This window comes from Streptomyces sp. NPDC026538 (genome assembly GCF_055567535.1).
The window spans coordinates 1-24067 of the sequence record NZ_JBVHQG010000016.1; the positions used below are offsets into that span (position 1 = coordinate 1).

Below are 24067 nucleotides of genomic sequence, written 5' to 3' on the forward strand. Positions count from 1 at the left end.
GCCTTACTCCTGCCCCGACTTGGGGATGCCACGGGCCATAGCGCCAGCCTCGCGATCACAGCGAGCAACCATCGCTTACCGGGAATGACTCACTGTCGGAGCTGATCGCGGGCCTCGTCGGTGTCTTTCTGGGCGCACTCCTGTTCGTGGCACCGGAACTCCTCGGCCTCCTCGGCGCTGGGCTTGAACTCCTCGCGAACGTCGGCGGGTGGGTGGCGACCGCCGCCTCCTGGCTGCTGAGTGTGGGGACCCGCGTCGGCGAGTTCGTCGGCGGCGCTGTCACCGCAGTCGGCAACACCCTGCCCGACTGGGTGGTGACGATGGCCGGCGTCACCGGGAACGTCGCCCGGTTCGGCATCGAGTTCATGGGCGTCAACGCGGCTTCGGTGGCGGCGGGCAACGCAGCCGCCGGTCTGCAGACGACCGCTCAGCAGCTCATCCCCGTCCCCACCTCCCTGGAGCAGATCCCCGGCTTCATCTCGGACCTGGTGCTGTGGGGCGGGATCGGCGTCGCCGTGGCCTCCGCCGCCAAGGGCCTGGTCAATGTGACCAGGGAGAAGCTGGACATCCTGAAGGCCGATCTGAACGTCGGCGACGTGAACGTCGGCACCGGCGACGTGGGCACCTCGGTCGGCAACTCGTCGACGGGCACCGGTACCGGTACGGGCCTGACCCTGCCGTCCTCGGTCACCTCCGTCTCCTCCGTCAGCGGGACGATCGCCGACTCCTCCAAGGGCCTCACCAAGTCCGACCTGACGCTGTCCTCGGACGTCGAGGTCAACCCGGCCGTGACCCGGACGCTCACAGGCACCACGGTGCGCGCGTCGGTGGACACGACACCGGCGCCGACGCCGACCAAGGTGACGACGACCGGTGCCCCCGACGGCCCGAGCGCCGGCGACGGGACGGCCGTACCGAACAAGGTGACCCCGGTGGAGGCCGGCACCTCGCCCGGCGGTTCCTCGGCGGTCAAGACGGTCACCGACGGCGCCACCCAGCCCGTACAGCCCGCTGCGAAGACCGGGACGGGCGGCGGGAACACGAACACGATCACGAGCGGCGTGACGGACGGCTCCACCGGCCAGAGCGTCCTGCACGACGTCGGCTCCGGCCTCAGCGGTGTGGCCAAGACGGCACAGGCCGCGCAGCGGACCGTGGACGCCTCGACGGCAGGACAGCCGACGCGTGGTCAGGAGTCGGTGGGCGCCTCCGGCGCGGAGCGCGTGGTGCGGACGAACCTGGATGCCCAGCCGGCGACCGCCGTCCCGCACGAGGTGGCTCCCCAGACGCCGAGCCCGACGACGGACGCCGCCGGCGGGAAGGCGCAGGACACGGGTGGCAACGCGATACCCGGCGTGGGGAAGGCGGCCGACGCCGGGGTGCGGCAGGCGCAGAGCGCGCTGCGGGCCGTCGGCGACAACCATCCGGCCACGCCCGGTACGGGCGCCCGCACCGCGGGGGCCGAGGAGACGGTGGCTCCGGTGCGGTCCGTCGTCTCGGGGAAGCCGGAGGTCGTCCATCCGGCCGGTTCGGTGCGCGAGGCGTCGGTCGGGCAGGTCGAGGGCGGTGCCCGTACGGGCACGCAGGACGCGGCGGGAAGCACGGCTGCCAGGTCCGCGACAGCAGAGCAGGGTACCCGCGGCACGGCGGACGGCAGCGCCGCGGCGAAGGGGATCGGCAGCCAGGCCGACCTCGGGAACACCGCCGTACGTTCGGGGGCGGACCAGGGGCAGCGCGCCTCCGGTGCCGCCGAGGGGACACGCACGGTCCCGAACGCGGGACGGGAACCGCTGAAGTCGGCCGCCGGTCTGGGCGGTCGGCAGGTGCGGCCCGCGGGCCGGGCGGATGCCAGGTCCGCGTCGGGCGACGGCCGCGACACGGCCGCGCTCGCCGGGCCGGCGAAGGACAGGACCACGCCCGTGGAGGCGGCCGAGGGGATCGTGCGGGCCGACGGAACGGTGCACGGAGCGTCGGCCAAGGCCGCGTCCGAGGCCGACGTGGCCGGGCAGACCCGGACGGGTGCGCCCGGCGAGAGGTCGCACGCCCGGCGGGGCGCGGCGGAAGGGCGGTCGGCCACCCAGCACGAGGAAGCCGGGTCAGGGCGGACGGCGTCGGACGGGAGGTCCGCCGACGGCGCGTCCAGGCCCACCGCTGCGAAGGCCACCGACGCGAGCGACGCGTCGAGGGCGGCGCAGGAGGCGCAGCGGCAGGTCCGGGACCACGGCTCGGTCGATCAGGCGGCGCGACACGACTCCGCCACCACCGGCACCGACCCGGCGCCTGCGCTGTCCGGGGACAGGACCGGGGAGCAGCTCGGGCACGAGCAGGTTTCCTACGACTACCGGCACGACGTGTCGGACGCGAAGAACGCCGCGTACGAGGAATCGCAGCGCCGGCAGAACGAGACGTACGAAGGCAGGCTGGCGGACGAGGCGGAACGGGCCGAGCAGCGGCTGCAGCACAACCGGCGCCTGTGGAACGCCTTCGAGGACGTCCGCGGCGATCTGTCGCACGAGTATCCCGCGGTCAGGTCCGAGGCGGTCAGTGACATCGAGGCCGTCGTCAGGGACGAGGGCGTCTCGGACCGCTACGCGGAGGGGATGGCCGGCGCCTACCGCAAGGCGGTGGAGGAACACCGTGACTACCTGAAGGAACATCCGGAGAAGCGGGCCGAGGAACTGCAGGGCGGGACAGACAGCGAGACCGGCGCCGTCTCGCACTCCCCGCTGCAGGCCAAGCTCGTCAAGGCACTGGAGTCGGTGCTGGACGACAGCTACCGGGGTCCGTCTCCCGCCGAGCTCGTCGAGGCGATCCAGCGGTCGTCGGACGAGAGTTCCGGGCCGAAGGACTGGGCCCGCAAGCTCGGTGTTCCGGAGGACCTCGTCTCCACCGTGGCCAGTGCTTACCACGAGGCCCGCCACGAGCAGCACCGAGCGGGAGAAACCGGCCTCAACACCGACGCGTTCGAGCAGTCACTGGCCGGCAAGCTGGAAGACCACCTCGGGAACCTGGAACACGGCCTGTCGGCACGCGCGTTGGCCGACCAGATGATCCGCGAGGAGAACAGGGTCCAGGGCGGTCAGCCGCGGCCGTGGCGGGAGGAGGTCAAGCAGCGGCTCGAAACACGGCTGGAGGACATCGAGAACGCCGTCCGGCAGGGCGACATCAGCGCCCGGCAGGGCGAGGCCGCGAAGCAGAGCCTCTACGAGGGACTTCCCCAGGAGTTCGCGCTGGAGGCCGCGGTGCGTCAGTTGCGGGGTGCGGCGGAGGAGGCCTTCGACCGCGCTCTGACCCATCCGGACCGCCCCGACGACGACTTGTTCGTCTCCGAGGCGCTGTTCGACCGGCGGCCGTTCTCGGCGAGGGACGAGGCGAACTTCCGGGCCGACTTCCTGGACGAGTTCACCACCGAGCTGCGTGACATCACCCGGCAGCTGGACCTGGACGGGCATCTGGTTCACCGGGACTTCCTGACGGACCTGGTCAGCGGGGCCCAGCCGCGGTTCGACGCCATGGTGCGCGGCCTGGAGACCCGGCTGACACTGGCCGAGGACGCCACGCGCAGCTTCGACGCCATGGCCGGCGCCAGAGGCCTGGACCGGTCTTCCGACGACATCGGCGCGGTGCGCAAGGACTTCCTCGACGAGTACGCCCAGACCACCGGCGAACTCTCCGACGGCCGACCGGTGCGCGAGCTCACCAGCGCCGAGTACGCGGACGCGGCCCACCAGTTCGACCGGGCCCTGCGGGAACTGGAGGACCGCTGGGCGGCCAGGCTCGACGCGAAGGCCGCCGAGCGCGCCCTGCGCGAGCAGGCCGATGAGCTGCGCGGCAATCGGTACGTCGCCTCCCAGAACGTCGCCGACAGGATACTCGCCGACCACAGCAAGGCCTTCGACGAAGAGCTGACCGGGATCCTCGGCTCCCGCAGGACGGAGGAACTGTCCGCCGAGGACTGGGCGACGTACACGGCCGAACTGAGTCAGGCGCACATTCGGCTGATGCGGCAGATGGCCGCCCGGCACGACCTGCACGCCGGCCTGGAGAAGGCGCTCACGCAGGCGGACGACCGGCTCCACGCGGCCGCCGGCGTGCGGAAGGGGACCGAGCTGGGCTCGCAGGCCAAGCGGGTCCAGGACGACATGCACAAGACGCTCACCGATGCCTACCGCGAACATGTCGGGATGCCCGAGGAGGGCCAGTGGTCCGCCGAGGAACTGAACGTACGGGAAACGGCCTTCGGCGACGCGGTCCTGGACCCGTACACCCGGTCCCTGGGTGACCGGCTGGCCTACGAGGGCGCCTTTGACGAGGCGCTGGCCGCCGGAGGCCGCCGGTTCAACGAGCTGACCAGCAAGGTCGACGAAGAGGCCGGAACGGTCTCCGGGCGCTACGCGCTGAACGGGTACGACCTGGGCAAGGTGGCCGACGACTTCCGGAGCGATGCCGCCGAAGCCCACCAGGAGATCTACGGCCCGAACGGCCGCGACGTCGAAGCCGCGCTCGACACGGAGCGGGCGGGCGGCGACGTCTTCGGCACGGCACGCGGTCAGGCGTGGCGCGATCTCGTACACGAGGTGGAGATGCCCCGCCAGCGCGCCGAACAGGAGGCGTGGCGGGCGCATCTGCGGCAGGGATTCACCTCGCTGGAGGCGGAGTCCGACGTGCGCCGGCAGGTCGATACGCATGCGTCGACCATCGGCTCCCAGAGCGTTCGCGAGTCCTTCCGGCAGGACAGCCGGCAGGTCCTGGACTCCCTCAAGGAGGAGATGACGGGGGCCCGGACGCCGGACGACCGCGGTACGGCGGTGCGCACCGCGCAGGAGAGGATCCAGGCCCTCTACGACGACGCCGCGCAACTCGACGTGGAACACCGGCAGTGGCGGCAGAACCCCGAGTGGAAGGTCGACCTCTCGCGGCTGACGATCGAGCGGACCCCGTTCAAGCAATCCGACCGACCGCACGAGCAGGCCGACGTGACCGTCACTCGGGGCACCGAGTCCCCCGGCGCGCGGACGCAGGGCGTGTCGCTGCCGATGGAAGGCCCGGGCCGGGCGCTGGCGGACCTCCGTGCCGGGATGGCTCTCCGCGCACAGGTGTACGAGGAGTTCGAGCAGCGGCTTGCCGACACCCCGGCGTTCCGGCAGACCATCCCCTACGCGGAGCAGGTGAGGACCAGGGAGTGGTTCGCCGACCGGTGGACGCAGGCGGCACAACAGCCGGACGTCGACCACGACGCGCTGCGCGCCGAGCTGGACGCGAGGCTCGCGCAGGAGTACGGCCAGGCGAAGGCCACGGCAGAGGCGTACGAGGTCTTCGACCGTGAGGTCGCCCTGTCGTCGGGGAAGCTGCGCCTGGCGAACACGTACTTCGGCAGCTCACGCGTGGCCCAGTCGATCCGGGAGGACTTCCGTCGGGCGATCACTGGCGGCAAGGAGGATCCGGCCCCGGAGCTGGTGGAGCAGTTCCGGCAGCAGTTCCGGCAGGCGTCCAAGGACTGGTGGGCCGAGGAGGCCTCGCGCGAGCAGTTCCGGAAGGCGCTCTCCCTCCCCGACGGGGTCGACCTCACCAGCGGGCGACCGTCGTGGGCCCAGGAGCAGCGCGCCTGGTACGGCAGCCGGCTTCAGGAGCTGCGCGAGCAGTACACCGCGGGGTGGCTCGCCGCCGGGCAGGGCCGGCCCCCCGCGGAGACCGTGAACCACTTGGATGCGGCTGTTCGGCGCATGGCGGCACGTCTCCTGACCCGGGCCGAGTCCATGGGTGACGTGGTCCAGCAGGCCGCCGAGCTGACCCGGGCCCGGAGCGCGGACTCCGAGTGGTCCGAGGAGCTGGCCTTCTGGCACAGGACGCAGCAGGCGGCGCTCGTCAACGACTTCGTCACGTACGCGGCGGGCCCCCAGCCGGACGCCCGTATCCCGGCCACGGCGGAACTCGCCTCCGCGCTCGACGCGTTGCGGGAGGCGGCCCGCGTCCGTCATCTCGCGCACCAGGACTTGGCCGGCGCACTGTCCGTCGTGCGGATCGAGCCCGTGACCGTCACCTCGGAGGCGGTCGCCGGCTGGGCCCGCCAGGAGATCGAACGCATCCGGGAGGAGCACGTCCGGGCGTTCGAGCAGACGTACCGGAACACGACGGAGCCGGTGCCCTCGCAGCAGGAGCAGGAGCAGGAGCAGGAGCAGGAGCAGAAACAGGAACAGGCGTCGTTGGCCGACGGCCTGTCGGTCTTCAAGCTTGCCGCGCTCAAGGCCGGCGTGAACAGTGAACTGCGTCGGCAGAACTGGCCCAAGGGCCCCGTGAGTGCCGCGAAGGTGGCGCGGGTGTACGCCGCGCTGCCGTCGTACTGGAAGAAGGACCCGCAGTCGACCACGAACGTGATCGTTCGCGCGGTGATGGCCATGAAGTCCGACGAGGAGATCGCCGACCTCGCGGAACTGAAGCTGGGCATGGGACCCGGCGGTGCCCCGCGCGGGCCTGAGCCGGTGCAGGCCCGGACCCCGGTCCCGGACATCGTCATCACCCCGCCGGCTGAAGACGTCCCGTCCGCGCCGGTCCAGCGGCCCGGGTTTCCCGGTGCGCGGATCGACGAGGAGCTGGAGCTGCACCGGCCGGCCCGGCCGGACGGGGCCCTGCTGCCGCCGCCCGTCCACCAGGGCCCCCACCGGTTCGAGGACGGCAGCAGGATGCCGGACTACCTCAACCTCCTGACGTTCATGGCCGAGGGTGACCCGGACGTGCTCACCGACCCCGACCGCCTGGCCGTGCTCGACGACGCCGTCGCCTTCGGCCTGAGCGAGGTGACGCTGCGCGGCGCCGACCAGGTCACGGCGGAGATCGAGCGGCTGCTCGGGCAGGACGCGGCGACCCGGCCGCAGGACGCGCGACCGCACGGAAAGCGTCCGTCCCGCAGCGGCACCGACGACCTGCTCGGCCGGGTGGGACGAGCCCTGGCCACCGCACCGCGGACGTTCGCCGGGGACGGGCGTGACTTCGTGTACCGCACCGCCGAAGGGCGGATCCGCACGCTGCACGTCAGGACGCGCAACTACGGGGAGTGGGAGCGGTTCGGCGACGGTGCGGGGAAGGTGACCAAGGTCGACAACCTGAACCGCAGCCAGGTCACCACCGGGGCCGGCAAAACGGTCGCCACCACCCGTCAGCTGGCTCCGGGCGTGCCGGTGGGACCGCCGAGCGCGCTGTTCGCCGGGTTCGGCCGGATCTCCGCACGGTTCGGATACACGCGGGCCTTCGACTACCTGATGAGCCAACAGGTGGTGAGCCAGAGCGAGAACCGCTCCGCCGGCTCCTCCCACCTGCATCTCGACGACGTGTACTACGAGCTGACCGTCACTGACGGGCCGCTGCGGGCCGCTCGCAAGGGCGTCCTGGGCACCCCCTGGCGGCGCAGGGCCGCCGAGCTGCCCCAGCCGGACCGGGCCTTCGGCTTCGGAGTGCGTGACGGTCTCGGGGTGCGGCTGCCGGACAGCCTCACGGACAAGTCGCAGCCGGGCCGGACACCGAGGACGATGCAGCTCAGCGCGGAGTCCGACTATCGGATGGTGTACACCGAGGACTTCGGTCCGGTCCGGGAGATACGGGACTGGGCGACGAGCAGGATCGGTGCCCAGCCCGGCAGTTCCGCCTTCCAGGAGCTCGACGCGCTCTTCTCCTCCGACAGCTTCCAGCAGCTGGCCGGGCGGCTGAACCACTCCCGGGTGACCAGCGTCCCGCTGCTGGCGGACGACAGCAAGCGCACCCCGCTGGGCGCGTTCGTGATCGATCGGGTGATACCGGGACGGGCGAAGTTCGTCACCGAGACCGACCTCCAGGAACTGCGTGAAACCGGCCAGTTGACGGTGCGGAACGAGCGCAGGGAGACCAGGTCGGTCAATCAGGACTTCGCCGCGGTCGCGGGTCCGACCTTCAACCTGCCGAGCCTGTTCGGCCTCACCCACTCGGTGAAACTGCGCCTCCAGTTCGGGCCGAGCGCACGCTACGGACACACTTCGGGGCGGGCGCAGGCGACGGGCGGTTCCGGCGCGCTCAAGACGGTGGGTCAGGTGAAGGACACCGCCACCGATCTGTACCTGGTCGAGAAGACCGTCCATGTGCGCAAGACCGGGGACGCGCAGGCGACACCTTTCGTCACCTGGAGTCTGGACCGGATGACGCACACCGAGGCGCGCCGGCTGGCCGGATGGGACGACGGCACGACCCTGCGCGCACAGAGCGGCGCGGAGCCGTTCGCCCCGGCGTATCTCACCGAGAACCGCCCGCCCACCCTCGGCATGAGCCGGGTGGAACAGTTCACCTTCGCCGACGGCCGGTACAGCGGCCGACCTGCCGCAGCCGCTCCGCCGGTGGAGGGCGCCGACGGCGTCGAGCTCACCGAGACGGCCGCCGGACCCGGGCGGACCCTGCTCGACACCTTCATCGACCAGGTTCTGGAGGTGGTCAGCCAGAAGTACCCGGAGATGGTCGCCCCGCTGTCCGAGCTCGGCGATCCGTCCGCGTGGCGGAACGCCGCGCACTACCAGATGGTGCTGTCCAACACCCTGACCGTCATCAACACGCTGTCCCATCAGAGCATGGCCGGGAACCTGGAGGCGATGACCACGACCGGCATCCGGGTCGGTCTGGTGGAGCCCGGCCGGGCCACCCGCGGCTACCGGTACATCTGGCTGGACGCCGAACTGACCGGCCGTCGCTACGAGGGCACCCAGAACGACCTCAAGATGCGGCAGAGTGCGCCGGGCGCCACCTCCGTCGCCGGGCAGCAGAGCATGTCGCAGAGTGCGGGCGGCGGGTTCGAAGTGCTGGCATCGGTGCGTGACAAGTCCGTCGACAACGTCGGCGCCCCCACGCACGGTGGCACCGGGCAGGTGGGTTACCAGGCGGACAGCCGGACGCAGCACGGGACCGGCTACGGCCCGAGCGCGACGTTCGAGCCGATGGCGGTCAGCGTCAAGCCGTCCCACCTGTACAGCTACGCCTTCAAGCTGACCGCGAGCACCGGTGGCTACTGGCGCTTTCGCAGCCTGCTCCGGGGAATCGCCTCGCTCGGCATCCTGGGCACCCAGCCCTTCGTCTTCAGCCAGGCCAAGACCGAGGTCCTCGGGGACACCGCCGCCGACCCCGCCACGCGGGGCCGGGTACTGCTCAGCGTCCCCTCGGAGCACATGCCGGCCCGGAACCCGCACGCGGCGGGCGCCGTCAACCCGTACGCGGGCACGGACGCCGACCGGGTCACGCGCGAGCCCATGACCTCCGCCGAGGCCAAGGCACTGACGGAGGGCTCGCTCTCGGCCATCGATGCCGGCCGCCTGCCCGGGCCGCTCGGACAGCACCCCCACCACACCGTGTCCGTGCTGGCGCTGGGCGGCGAGCCCGGCATCGTGGACAGGGTCCTGAAGAAGGCCTCGGGAGGGCTGTGGCACCTCACCGAGGAGGGCGCGCCCGCGCACGACGCGGCGGTGCGCTCGGAGCGGGCACAGTTCCTGACGGCGGACTTCGACCAGAGTTCCGGCCCGCTGGGGTCGCGCACCACTGGGCTGTTCGGCAAGGGCCCGTACCTGAACTACCTGGGGACGGTGGTGCACCGGGTGCGGGTGACCGCGCTGCGGGCCCTGGGCCGGCCCACTGCGCTGAAGACCGAGGCGACGGTCGGGGGCAGTACCCAGGCGTCGGGGTCCCAGTCCAAGTCCTTCACACAGTCCTTCGGTGGCGCCCTGATCTACAACCACTCCCACTCGGCCGGCCCGGGGATCACCGGCGGTTACGGACTGGTGGTTCGCCCCTGGTGGCGTTCCCGGGGGCAGTCGTATCAGGTCTCCCGGACCATCACCTCGGACATCAACCGGGTCGACGCCGGTCACCAGGTGCTGGTCGCCGGTGACGCGGAACACGAGGTCGCCGCGGGGGTGCGTACCGCCGGCCTGCTGTCGCCGCTCTCCCGACTGCTGCCGAGCCGGGTGCACGACTGGGCCGGGGAACGGTGGCAGGTCAGCGGCGGCTGGCTCGGACACCTTCCCGAGCGCAGCGCTCACCTGCTGAAGGTCATCAAGGACGCGGCAGGCGCGGTGCCGATGTACGACATCAGCCGGTGGACGCAGCCGGAGTGGTTCCGGAACAACCCCTTCGCCACCTATCCGGTGAACTCTCTGGACACCACCAGGGTGCTGGACGACTTCGACGGGAAGACCCATGACCTGGGGATCGACGACGCGAGCCGGGAGGCCATCCGGCAGCTGGTCTCGGCCCGGGTCGTCCGCGCGCTGCGCCGCGAGATGGCGGGCATCGGGACCTCGGCGCCGGCCACGATCGGCGGCCCCGGCTGGAAGCGGATCAGGATCGGCGCGCGGACGGTGCGGGTGCGGGCGCGGCTGGTTCCGGACGCGAACGGTCAGGAGTTCACCGGGCTGTGGCCGGGCATCGAGCTGGAGGACCACCGGGTGGCGGTCGAAACCGTCAGCGAGGCGTTCGACGCGACGAAGGGCCGCGACATCGGCGTGCTCAACACCGAAGGTGTGCACACCTCCAACCCGGAGGTCAGGGCGGCGGGACCCACGTACGCCGAGACGGGCTCCAACCGGCAGACGACGTCCGGGTCCCGGTCCGCCACCCGCACGAAGGTGCTGTCGACCTACACCAATGAGCCGCACGCCCAGTTCGCCACCCGGTACCGGCTCGAACTCAGCATGGAGATCGAGGGCGACAAGGCGGAGTCAGGCCTCGGGAAGAAGCGGAAGGCGAAGAAGAAGCAGCAGGTCTTCACCGAGGGCGACGTCGGCACGCTGACCGAACTGGTACCCACCAGCCTGATGCGGCCGGACACCTCGGCGACCGCTGCCGAGGTCACCGCCCCCGACCCGCTGGCACCGCCGGAGCCGGCCGTCGGCCCGCCCAGTGTGAACGTGCTGACCGGAGATCAGGTCCCCACGACGCCCGAGCAGCTCGCCGAGTGGCGGGCCACCCCGCACGCCGACGGCACGACCAGGCCGTTCACGATGCCGGCCGAGGGATTCCAGGTACGCACGGTGGTCGGGGCGGAGCGGGTCCAGGCGGCGAACGTCATCGCGCTGGCCAAGGCCTACGACAACACGCTGTCCGGCACCCGGGGAGCGCTGACCGGCGCGGCGCTGGACGGGGCACTGGACAAGGCGACGGCCAACGGCCTCACGGCACCGGGCACCGGCTCCGCGCAGGCACTGGAGGACGGCACCGGAAAGGGCGCGCTGTCCGCGTTCTTCCACGACAGCGCGAGCAGCGATGGCTATCAGGTCGCCGGGCTGACCGAGGACCTGTTCGCGGACCGGTCCGACGGGTCGCTGGCCCTGTACTCCAGGCCGGACTTCGCCGGCGCGGAGTTGCTGACGGTGGCCGACAACGTCCGGATGGAGGCGGCCGACCGGTACACGGAGAGCGCCAATGTGACCGCGTCCCAGGGCGGTACCCAGGACTCGTCGATCGGCGTCTTCCCGGCGGTCAAGACCGACATGGTCGGTCTGACCGGCCCCGGCGCGAGCGGCACGGGCTCCGACACCATCGAGACCGACGGCCGGTTGAACACCGAGGAACGGGTGCAGCAGGACCGGGTCAAGCCGAATGCGGCCCGCGCCTTCGCGTTCGCCGTCCCGGTCACCTGGCTGAGCGTCGCCGACGTGAACCGGCAGTTCAAGGACGGCTCGGTCGCCACCTGGGTCCGGGACCACCTGATGGGCCCCTTCGGCGGGGTCAAGCCCGGTCCGCAGGCCGTCGAGTCCGAGAGCCAAGCCATCGCCTGGGTCCGCGAGGACGTCGCCCGCGACCTCGGGCTGATCACCGACGCCAACTTCCCTCCGCAGGTCGCCAAGGCCTGGGACAGGGTGAAGGACGCAGCCAAGGCGTGGTCCGACGCCGACGGGAAGTACTGGAAACTGCGCCGCGGCCTCGCCGATCTGCAGGACACCCTCGACGCGGCCGGGGCAGCCAGATCCGTCAGCCGCCGTGATCGCGATCAGCTCCGCGCAGCCGCGCGGCAGGAACACATCGCCGCCCACGCCGAACTCGTCGCCGCGATCACGGCGGCCGAAGCCCGGCGTGACCGCCCGCCGTCGGAACAGCTGGCGGAGGCCCGGACCACGGCCGCGAACAGCCGGGCGACGGTCGAAGCACTCGACGCCGAGCGGGAGGCACTGAGCGCGTCGCAACCCGAGCACGACGGCTGGGCGGAGCTCGGACGCGACCAACTCGACGTGCTCGACAGGCAGATCGGCCTGGCGCGAAAGGCCCGGAGCATCGCGGACGAGCGGCTCGCCGAACTCGAGAAGGACGAGCTCGACAGCCGACGGGACGAACTGTTCCGGACCGTCAAGGAGGCCAGGCAGGCGGCCGGCGCACGGCGGGCCGCGGTGGACCGGCAGGTGCAGGCCGCCGACGAGAACGTGGAGACGGCGGTCCGGGCCTTCCGGGCGGCGCAGGAAGCTCTGGACACCCGCGTCCGGGAGGTGGGCGAGCAGCAGACCGCCGCGGAGGCCGCGGCCGCCGCCTTCCACCAGGTGCGGGCCGAGACCGACCGGCTGACCCGCTGGCACCGGCTGCCGGACGATCCGCGGACCGGAGACGACCCGGGCGCTGTCCGGACCCGGGGCGGAGTGCCCGAACCGGTACTGACACCCGCCACCGACAAGGCGAAGCCCAAGGCCGCACCGCGCCCGCGCTACGCCGACGCCGTCACCTCCGACGGCTCGCCCGCGCTGATCGCACCCGAAGACGGCACGGTGCACCGCCTGGTCGACGTGCCGAAGGACGGACGGTCCTTCTTCCACGCGCTCGGCGCGAGCCTGCGCCCGGCCGGTGACGCGGACACCCTGCGCCGCGAGTTCGCCGACCGGCTGGCCGCGCTGCCGGACGACTCACCGCTGCTCGCCTATGCGACCCCGGACACGAAGGACACCTTCACCGACGCCGAGTTGCGCGCCGCCGGAGTCGACCTCGGGGCCGACACCCCGCAGCGGCGGGAGTTCGACGCCCTCGGTGTACTCCCGCACTCGGCCGGACCGGAGCCCACCCCCGGCCAGCGCCATCGTCCGCTGACCGCCGCCCAGCGCCGCGCCATCGCCGTGGCGCAGCTGCGCCGCCCGGTCGGCGCGGACGACAGGACCGGCGTCGACGGCGAGACCCGCGCGGACGACGAGACCGGCTGGGACCACAGCGCCGCCGACCTGCTGGCGTCGCTCGCCGCCCAGCGGTTCGGTGTCGTCATCCGGGTCGTCGCCGCGGACGGTGCCTTCCAGGACTACGGGCCGGATCCCGATGCCCCGGCCGCGGCCGACGCCACAAGGGTGGAGCTGTACCTCGCGGACCGGCATTTCCGCCTCGTGGAGCCGACAGCGACGGAAGGAACCGCCGGCAAGGCCGCGCCGCCCGCGGTGACCTCGCCCCCCACGCCCGTGGGTGACCTGCCCGCACACGCCACCCGCCCCTGGACCTGGGAGGGTCTGGACGAGGCCGCGTACGCGGGCCGGCCCCGGTTCGACGCGGCGACCCACCCCGGGCGACTGACCGACCCCGACGGGTATGTCTCCACCCTGGTGGAGCCCCCCGGCGACGGGAACCGCTTCTACGCGGCCGTGACGACGGCGCTGGCGGCCGCCCGGGAGCAGGCTCCCGACGAGTCCACCGTGACCGTCCCCGGCCCGGCCGAGGCGCTGCCCGCCACCGCCCGGCTCGTTCCCCGGACGACGTTCCGGCTGGAGGAGCTGACGGCCGCCGGGCTGACGCTCACCCCCGAGCAGCTCCGTGAGTTCCGGCAGAGCGGAGGCCGGCTGCCCGCGTCCCTGACGCTCACCCGCCCGCAGGAGGAGGCCCTGATCCGGGCGCAGGTGACCGCGGCCCGGCGCTGGGACCGCGCCACGGCACTGCTGGCCGCCGAACTGACCGCGCGGGCCAACGGGATTCATCTGACCCTCGTCCACGAGGACGGCACGGTCGACACCTTCGGCACCGCGGCCGTCCGCGGTGCGAACTCGGTGACGGTGTACGAGCGCGGGGACGAGTACCTCGCGGCCGTCCCGGTGGCACCTCTCAACCCCGCCCCGCCCCTGAACCACCGCTCCGACAGCGGGCGGTCCCCGGAGCAGGAGCAGCTCCTGACACCGGACCCGGCCGCGGAGCGGCGGACCGGCACCACCGGCCCCGATGCCGCGGCAGAGCCCTCGACGACCTCCCGGCACTCCGAAGAGCAGGCTCCCGCCGGGCGCGGCAAGCAGGCCGTGCGCGACGAGCAGCCTCCCGCTGGGCGCGACGAGCGGGCCGTGGCGCGGACACCGGAGGAGCGAACGGCCGCTGTCGCCGAGGCGTGGGAGGAACGTGCGGCCGCCGCCGCGGAATGGGAACGGCTGAACGCCGTGCTCCGTACGGCGGAGGAGGCCAGGGACACCGGTGCCAGCTCGTCCAGTGCCCCCGACCCGCGGGTGGCGCCCCAGCAACGCCAGGACGATGCGGCGGCCCGCATGCAGGCGGCCGAACGGCGACTGGCCGAACTCGGGGTCGACGTCCAGCAGAGCTTCAGGGCCCCGGCGCCCAGGCCGCCGGTCATCCGTGACCTGCGGGACGTACCGGAGCCCGAGCCGCAGTCGGTGCCCGCAGCCAAGGGGCCCGTGGCCGAGGTGTCCCCGGTCCCGGCGCCCGCGGTGGCGGAAGTGGCTTCGCAGGAGGTCTCCCCAAGGGGGGAGGGCTATCGGCAGGACGACGATCCCGAATCGCAGTTCCGTCTCGGTACCGCCGCGCCGCTCCCGGCGGTCGACGGGCGGACGGTCATCCAGGTACCCGGCCAGGAGGGGCTGCTGCTGCAGGCTCCTCGAGGCGCGGCTCCGAAGCTGCTGGGGAGCGGTGCCGATGCGGGCTTGTTCACCGTGGCGAACGTGAGCAACAAGGTCGTGGTCCAGGAGTTGGCGGCGGCCGGTGGTCCGGCCGTACACACCTGGACGTTCGCTCGCCTGGGCGGTCTGCGCCTCGCGGAGGAGAACGTCCGGCTCAGTGAGGGCTCCTTCCACGGCTCCGTGATCACGATCGCGGGCGGAGACGTCGGGGACGTACCCGCCGACGATGCCGAATGGCCGGCCAAGCTGGGCGAGGGCGACGAGATCGTCATCGCCGCGCCGGCCGGCAACCAGATCTACCGCCGGACCACGGGTGAGTTCGTCAGGGTGTCCGCACCGGATCTCGCCCCACCGGTACGGCCCGCACACCTGGCCGGCGGGCAGGGTGAACGCTGGGACGCGGCCGTGAACCTGGCCCGGACCCATCTGGCCGCGGCCGCGGCCGACCACCAGCTGATGCTGTACATGCGGGATGTCACCATCAGCGCGTTCACGTCCAAGAAGGGCTACGGCGGTTTCGTCACTCCCCGCGCCCTCGCGGACGACACCGACCTGGTGGCCAAGGCCCGGACCTTCAACAAGATCACCAGGGGTCTGCTGTACGCGGGTCCGAACCAGCGCGTCACCCTGTGGCGCGGTGTGTCCATGGACCCCGACGCCGCACAGGCCGACCGGTTCATCGAGCGGCTGCCCGCCTCCACCTCCAACTCCCGTGAGTTCCAGGCCACGTGGGCCAGGCACGGTATCAACAGCAACCGCGTGATCTTCGAGATCGACGTCCCGGCCGACCACGGCAAGCTCGCCATGGCCTACCCGCCCGGCTACGCCGGGACAGCCGACGACGCGCCCCCACTCAACCAGGGCCAGTGGGAAGTCACCCTCGCCCCGACCAGGCTGATCCGCACCGGCCCGTCCCGGATCGAGGACGGCATCACCGTCATCCCGGTCCGCGCGGAACAGATCCCGGCCGGTGAGCTGGAGAGCGTGATCACCGAGCCGTGGCCGGGTCTTCCGTCGGCGACCGCGTTCGCCGACTTCGGCAGGGCGTTCGAACAGGACTCCCTCCGCAGGTGGCCCGGCCTGGAGGACGCCACGGTCCGCGAGGTGGGCACCGACCCGCTGGTCCGGTCGTTCGTGGTGAGCCGTCCCGGCCTCGCCGACGAACTCATCGTCACCGTCACCCACAAGCCGGCCGACGACGCGGTCTCGCTGACGTTCTCCGGCGACGGCGTTCGGCCCTTCAGCAAGGAGTGGAGCGGAACCGGCTTCGGCGATCTGGCGTCCGACCTGCGCGGCAACGTTCTGTACAACAACGATCTCTTCACCCGGCTCCCGACCCCCGCCTCCTGGCAGGACCTCGCCGCCGGTCCCGCCCGCCCCGAACTGATCCCCGCCATGTCCGCCGGCCCGCTGACCGGCCCGGGGAAGAGTGCCCTTTCGACCCCGGCACAGTCGGACGCGGTCGCGGGCGGCACCTTCGCGGGCGGCACCTTCGCCGGTGGCCGGAGCGCCGTGGATCCGGCCGTCATCGAGGGGACCGCGTCATCGGAGCCGTGGACCACCGGAAAGGTCACCTTCAAGGAGGGCTCCGAGGACGTCGACATCCTCCAGCGCGGCTACCTCGCCCATCTGGCCCGCAAGGTGGTGCAGGCGGGGCTGCGCGACATACGGGCGGGACTGCAGGCACCCTGGATCACCGTCACCGGTCATGGCAACGGCTCGTGGCTCATGCCGAGGAGCCCCGATTGGGGCGCCGAAAGCAGGGGCCAGGGGCGTGCGGACGCCGTCGCCGAACTGTTGCGGACCGAGATACGGAACGCCCTCGACCAGCTCCAGCGGAACGAACCGCCCGACAGGCACGTCGATTCCAGTGCCTTCATGATCGTCAGCGACAGCAGGGGGCGGGACGTCGCCGCCGACGGTCCGTCCGGTGGCGCCGACGTGGGGGCCATGCGACGGCAGGCGACGATCGAGATCGACCTGGCGCCCCGCTCACAGGCTGTCGCACGTCTCGACGCCCTACGGCCGGCCGACACCGATCCCGGTCTGCGCGAGGGCGCCTTCGATCCGGATCGGCTCGCCCGCCGGATTCTGCACCTGGACGCGCAGCACACGGTGCGGGACACCGACCGGCACGCGCTGTACGCATTGGTGGACGAGGCGATCGCGGCGGGCCGGGCCACGAGTCTGGCGGCGCTGGGCGCATACGACCTGTGGCGGCGGGGAGCGCTGTCCGACGCGAGCCGGATCACCGGCGCGGACGGCCGGGCCCTGGGCCGCAACTGGACGGGTACCCCGGCAGGGGACCTGCCCACGGAGTCCTACCTCGTGCTGCGCGAGGGCGGCGTCGCCGACCGCCCGACGGCGTTGTGGCTGCAGCAGGGACCCGATGACAACCGCCCGTACGTCGTCGCGGCCAAGGGGGATCACGAGCGTGTCGGGGTCCGGCTGGCGGACGGGTCCCTGACCCGCGTGCCGTTGGAGGAGTTCGCCGAACTGCTGGCCATGGACCCGGACCTGGCCGCGCTCGACGACCAGCTTCCCGTCGTCCTCGCCGTCCCGCACGCGGGCGCCCGGAGTCCGCGCCTGCCGCGCACCGCCGCCGCCCGGACCGGCAGGACCGTGTGGTCGCACACCGGGGAGGTGAAGCTGCATGAAGACCCGTCCACGCAGACGACCCGGATCGCGGTGGTCAACCGCCGGTCGGCGGGGGAGCCGTTGGGAAGCTGGTTCGCCAGCGAACCGGACCGTCCAGGGCTGGTGGACCGGGCGCCCGGGACCGAGGAGCGGTTCCTGCGCGCGATCGACGGGACGCCGGTCCCGGACGACGAGATCATGAGCCACACCCTCACCACCAAGGGCCGCCCGTACGGCCGCGCCGTCCTCACCAAGGGCGATGTGATCGAACGGGAGCGGCACTTCGATTCCGTGCCGCATACGAACGAGTACCTGCACATCGACCCCGTCTCCCAGAATCAGTACGGTGACGCGGAGGACGTGCCCTGGTTCGGCCGGGACGCGTACTTCTTCTACCTGCACGGGAACCCGGGCTCGTTCCAGATCGTGAGGGCGGACGGGACTGCCAGGACCACGCCGGGCGACCAGATCGGCGGATATCTGCAGCGGCGCCCGAGTCTGCGGCGGCTTGCCGCCGACGGCGTCGTCGTGCTCATGTCGTGTTGGGTCGGCGCGGCCGCCGACGACATCTCCGTCCCCGGCGAGGCCGCCCGCGCTCCCTTCGTCGCCGACCCGCTGGCGACCGTTTCCGAGGCCCAGCAGGTGGCCAACCAGGTCGACCGCACCGTGTTCGCGGTCGATCGGGTCCATTACGTCTCGCGCAGCGGGGGGCAGAGCCGGCAAGGCGTCGCCATGACCGCCGAGGGGGAGCGGAGCGGCTGGAAGGAGTTGCGGCCGGAGCCGACCGGGGCAGCGCTCGACGAACTGGCCCGTACGGCGGGCCTGCACACGGGCGCGGACCCGGCTTCGGAGGAGAACAGGGCCTCGACCCTGCGGCTGGTGCGGGCACTGCGACAGGTGTTCGGCTCCTCGGTCGAGGATGACAAGGACGATGCCTACGGGGAGTACCAGCGGCTGCTGCGCGGTATCGGCGCACTGGAGACGATGCGCCGCGACGATCCGGGGCTGCGGGACAACGGTGCGTTCACCATGGATCTGCTGGACCGGGTCGCCCGGTCGCATCTCGAGCGGTCCGCGGGACGCGCCAAGTCCCCGGGTACGGCCTTGGACTCGACCGAGATCCTGACCGTGCTGGAGGCGGCGGCACAGACCCAGCCGGCCGGGGTGGCTCTGCGGGACTTCGTTCCGCTTCCGTCGGTGGACGCGGCCCTCTCGTTGCTGGCGAAGGACGATCCCGAGCAGCGGGCCGTCCAGGTCCTGGACCTGGGGTCCGGCCCGGTCACGGCGGTCCACCGGCAGCGGCTGCTGTGGGCGACGGCCAAGGCTGTCGAGGGCCTGTTGGCCGCCGCCGATGTGAATGCCCTGGCGGTGAAGGTCCTGCACCTGGACGGCTCCGCCCTGCCCGTGGACGACGCACGGCGCCGCGAACTCCTGTGGACGATGACCGGGGCGGCCGCGGCCGGGCGTGACGTCCACAACCCGACGGCGCTCGCCGCGTACCACCTCGAACGGGCCGGTGCCCTGTCTCCGGACACGCTGCTGCTGTCGTCCAGTGGCCGGGCGGTGGGCCGCAACTGGACCGGCAGGCCGATGACCGATCCACTGGTCAGGGACGAGTACCTCGCCGTGGACCCGAACGTCGGTGCGAGCAGCGCCGTGCTCCACCGTATGCCGTGGCGTGTTCGCGGAGCCGGCACAGGCGGGAGCGCCTTCTTCGTGCTGGCCGACGGTGGCCGCGACCACATCGACATGCCCTGGCCCGACGGCTCCCCTCGCCCGGTTCCCCCCGAGGAGATCGCCGAACTACTCGCCAACGACCCGGTGTTGAGCGCTCGTCCGCCGGAAGACCCGATCGTGCCGATCGTGCCGCACGCCCGGCGGAGCGGCCCGCTGATGAGGGCCCTCACGGACCGGGCGGCGACCGGCAGGACCGTGTTCATGCCCGCGGTGAACGTCGAACTGTTCCACGACACCAGGAGGAACGAGTACGACATCATCGTCGAAGAGCCCGCCCACCCGAGCTCCAAGACCGGCTGGGTCCGCAAGGACCCTCCGGCTCTGGTCCCGCCCGACTCGGCGTCACCTGCGGCGCCCGTCACCACCGCGGTGTCGGCAACCGATGCGCCCGCGCCCACGCGGCACGTCGAGGCGGAGTCCGCGGCCGGCGCCACCGTCTCCCCGGACCTCGGCGCGCGTCCCGAACTCCTCCCCACCATGCCTGCCCCGTCACCGCGGGACCTCCGCCCGGAACAGACGAGCGCGGTCGGCACAGCCGGCTTCGCCTCTGGTCGGAATGCCGTCGATCCGGCCACCACCGACGCGACCGCGTCATCCCGGCCGTGGACCAGAGAAAAGGTCACCTTCGAGGAGGGCTCCAAGGAGATCGACTCCCGCGGCAGCGGCTCTCTCAGCGCTTTCGCCCGCAAGGTGGCGGAGGCGGGTCTGCGTGACGTACGGGCCGGGCTCCCGGCCCCCGAGATCACCGTCACCGGGTACGGCAACGGCTCGTGGCTCACACCGGGACTCAGCGACTGGGGCGCCCGCCGCACGGGCCAGGAGCGCGCGGACGCCGTCGCCGGGAAGCTGCGGACCGAGATAGGGAACGCCTTGTACCTGCTCCAGCAGAACGATCCGCCCTCCGCGAGGCGTGTCGGCGACGGCGAATTCGTGATCACCACGCGCAGCCGGGGCCAGGACGTCGTGACCGACGGCTCGTCCGGCGGCGCGGAGCTGCGGGCCCTGCGGCGGCAGGCGACGATCGAGGTCGAGGTGGCGGCCCACTCGTCGGCCTTCGAGCAGTTGGACGCCCTGCGGCTGGCCGATCCCGATCCCGCGCTCAACCAGGGCCTCTTCGATCCGGATCCGCTCGCCCGCCGGATTCTGGGCCTGCCACCGGCCCAGAAGGTGACGAACGCCCACCGGCGCGAACTGCACGCGGTGATGGACGCGGCCACCGCGGCCGGCCGCGCGACGAGCCTGGCCGCGCTGAGCGCGTATCACCTCGTACGGCAGGGAGCGCTGTCCGCCGCGACCCGGATCACCGCACCGGACGGCAGGGCCCAGGGCCGCAACTGGACGGGCGAGCCGGTCGTGGACCTGATCTCGATGTCGTACGCCACCCTGCGGGCCGGCCGCCTCGTCGACCTCGATCCGGCCCTGTGGCACGACGCGCCCGGTGACCACCGCCCCTTCGTCGTCGTCGCCGAGGGGGACCAGGACCATGTGATGGTGCGCCCGGCGAACGGTTCCCGCCAGCGCGTCCCGCTGGCGGACTTCGCCGAACTGCTGGCCATGGACCCGGACCTGGCCGCGCTCGACAGCGGGGTCGCCGTCGTTCTTGCGGTACCGGGAGCGGGCGCCGGGAACCTGCGACTGCCGCGCACAGCCGCCGCCCGGACCGGCAGGACCGTCTGGTCGCACAGCGGCGCCGTGTCCTTGTACCAGGACCCGAAGGACAAGCGGACCCGGATCGCGGTGACCCATCGCGAGGACGCGCTGGAGCCGCTGGGCAACTGGTTCGCCGGCAAGCCGGACGAACTCACGGCCGGGGACCCGGCGGTGGAGGCCGAGGACCGCGTCGTACAGACGATCGACGGCACGCTCGTTCCGGACGACGAGATCCTGAGCGAGACCATGGCCGCCGACGGCATCCCGCACGGCCGCGCCGTCTTCGACAAGGCGGACATGCTCAGCCGGGAGTTGTACTTCGTCGCGGCGCCCGTGATGACGGAGAACCGGCATCTCGACCCCCTCACCGGGGAGCAGCACGGTGCCGTGGACGACGTGCCCTGGGCGGGCCGCAAGGCGTACTACTTCTTCCTGCACGGGCAGCCGGGCGGGTTCTCGCTCGAACGGCGGGACGGCACCGCCAAGTGGGCCCGCGGCGACCAGGTCGGCGGGTATCTGCGGCGCAGGCCGAGCCTGCGCGGGCTGGCCGTCGACGGCGTCATCGTGATCATGTCGTGCTGGGCCGGCGCCCCCGCGGAGCGGTCCACCACCGTGAACGCCGCCAGTCGTGCACCCTTCGTCGCCGACCGGCTGGAGACCGTCTCCGAGGCCCAGCGGGTGGCCAACCAGACCGGCCGCACCGTGTTCGCGGCCGACCGATCGCACTACACGGCAAGGGACTCCCTGCCGCCCCAGCAGGCAATCGCCACGACCGCGGATGGCAGGCGCGGCCAGTGGGCGGAGCTGCGCCCCGAGCCGGGCGAGGCGGAGCTGGACGCCCTGGCCCGTACGGCGGGTCTGCACACCGCCCAGGGCCCCGCCTCGGCGGAGACCAGGGTCGCGACCCTGCGGCTGGTGCGGGCCCTGCGACAGACCTTCGGCGTCGCGGTGGAGGACGACAAGGACGATGTCTCGGGGCGCTACCAGCGGCTGCTGGGCGGTATCGGCGCGCTGGAGACGATGCGCCTGGACGATCCGCTGCTGCGGGACACCGGGCAGTTCACCCTCGACCTGCTGGACCGGGCGGCCCGGTCCCGGCTCGGACGGTCCCCGGCCCCCGGCACCGACGTGGCACCGGGCGACGTCGAGACACTGCTGGACGCGGCGCGGACCCAGCAGTCCGGAACGGCTCTGCGTGACTTCGTTCCGCTGCCGTCCGTGGAACAGGCCCTCGCCACGCCCGCGGACGCCGATCCCGACCTGAGGGCGCGCCACGTCCTGCGTCTGGGATCGGCACCGGTCACCGCGGCGCACCGGCAGCAACTGCTGTGGGCGATGGTCAAGGCCGTCGAGACACTGGAAGCCGCCCCGAACGTGGACGCGCTGGCCGCCAAGGTCCTGCATCTGGGTGCCCTGACCGGTCCGGTGGACGACGCGCGGCTCGAGGAGCTCTTCTGGACGGTCGCCGGGGCCGCCGCGGCCGGCCGCGACACCGGCGACCCGGTGGCGCTCGCCGCCTTCCAGCTCGAGCGCAACGGCGCCCTGTCGTCCCGGACGCTGCTCCGGACGGCGAGCGGCGCGGTGCTCGGGCGCGACTGGACCGGCGGGCAGCTGACCGGCCCGCTGGCCACGGAGAGGTACCTCTCCGTGGCGTCCGGCGCCGATCCGGCCCGTGCGCAGGCCAGGATTGCCCCGTGGAACGCCTCCGCGAACAGCGGAGACCGGACCCCTCAGGCCTACTTCCTGCTGGCCGACGGCAGTGCCGACACCATCGACATGCCCTGGCCCGACGGCAGCCGGCGCCCGGTGCCCGTCGACGAGATCGCCGAACTGCTGACCAACGACCCGGTGCTGACCGCTCGCCCGCTGGACGAGGCGCTCGTGCCGATCGTGCCGCACACCGGCCGAGGTGAGGCCCTGGCGAAGGCCCTGTCCAGCCGGACGGCCACCGGCAGGACCGTGTACACGCCCGCGGTGGACCTCGACATCTTCCCTGACACCTTGAAAGAGAAGAACTTCGTCGTCGTGGCCCCGCAGCCCCCAGGATCCGCATCCGGATCCGACTGGGTCCGCACCGACCCGCCCAGGCTGGTCACCCCCGTCCCGGCCGCGCCGACGGCACCCGCTCCCGTCGTCGTGACCACGGCCGGCACGCACAGCACCGGCGGTGAAGAACCGCGGCCGCTCGCGGCCGGGCGGGCCGCGTCGCCCGCCCCCGCCGTCATGGAGCTGGTCGAGGGGCCGATGCCGAACGCCGCGATTCCCACGGACGCGGCCGACATCATCCCGCCGCCGATCCCGTACCCGGGACGGCCGGTCTTCGTCGCGGACACCGGCAGTCCCGAAACGGTCCGCACCGAAGGGCTGGTGCCCGGCGGCACGGGCCTCGACCTCGTCGCCTATGCCCAGGTGGGCGGTGCCGGCCATGGATTCGTGAGCGCCGACACCTCGCCCGAGGCGGCGGCGCAGCGGCTGCGCGAGGGTCATGTCTGGGAGGTCGACACGCCGGGCGGTATCGACATCACCGCGACGCTCGGTGCCTACGGGATCCGTCCGAAGACCACCGGCCGGGACGAGGTGCTCTTCGCGGGTGGCGTCGCCTCCCGGTTCGTCAAGGGCGGCTGGCCGATCGTCCCCGGCACCGGCGCCGGTGAGGGGAACACTCTCGGCGAGTGGATCGCCAACCCTGACTACCGGCCGTACACCGACGTTCCCGCCCCGACGCCGACCGCCCCCGGGCGCCGACTGCCCCTCGAACCGCTGCTGGAAAAGCGGGTGTTCCGCGTGGAGGACGTCGTGTCCCCGGCTGAACTCCAGGCCCTGTCCGAGGCGCTTGCCACCGCGGACCCGGCACCGGGCGAACAGTACGCGCACGAGCTGGGCACCGGGCTGACCGAGCACATCAAGGCGGGGCTGGCGGCGGAGGACCTGGCGGTCGGCCATGTCGATCTGCACCTGAGCATGGAGGACCCGAACCACTCGATGGCGGGCATGGCACTGGCCCGTGCCGTGGCCAATGGTCTCGGTCGCCGGGCCATGCTCACCGTCGGCGCCCTGCGGACACCCACCGACATCTGCCCGTCCAGAAACTGACACAGACCCGTTCGGACCCCGGATCCGTATCTCCCAGTGGAACCCCTGAGCGGAACCCCCCGAGTGAACAACGGCCCCCAGGAAGGCAGATG

Annotated in this window: 1 protein-coding gene; it reads left to right on the forward strand. The window is 72.4% G+C overall.

What is annotated here, in order from left to right:
* The first annotated feature begins 146 nt into the window (after positions 1 to 146).
* On the forward strand, positions 147 to 23975 hold the full coding sequence (locus tag ACZ4N4_RS42090; RefSeq protein ID WP_467599132.1) for a lonely Cys domain-containing protein: 23829 nt from the start codon (positions 147 to 149) through the stop codon (positions 23973 to 23975).
* The last annotated feature ends 92 nt before the right edge of the window (positions 23976 to 24067 follow it).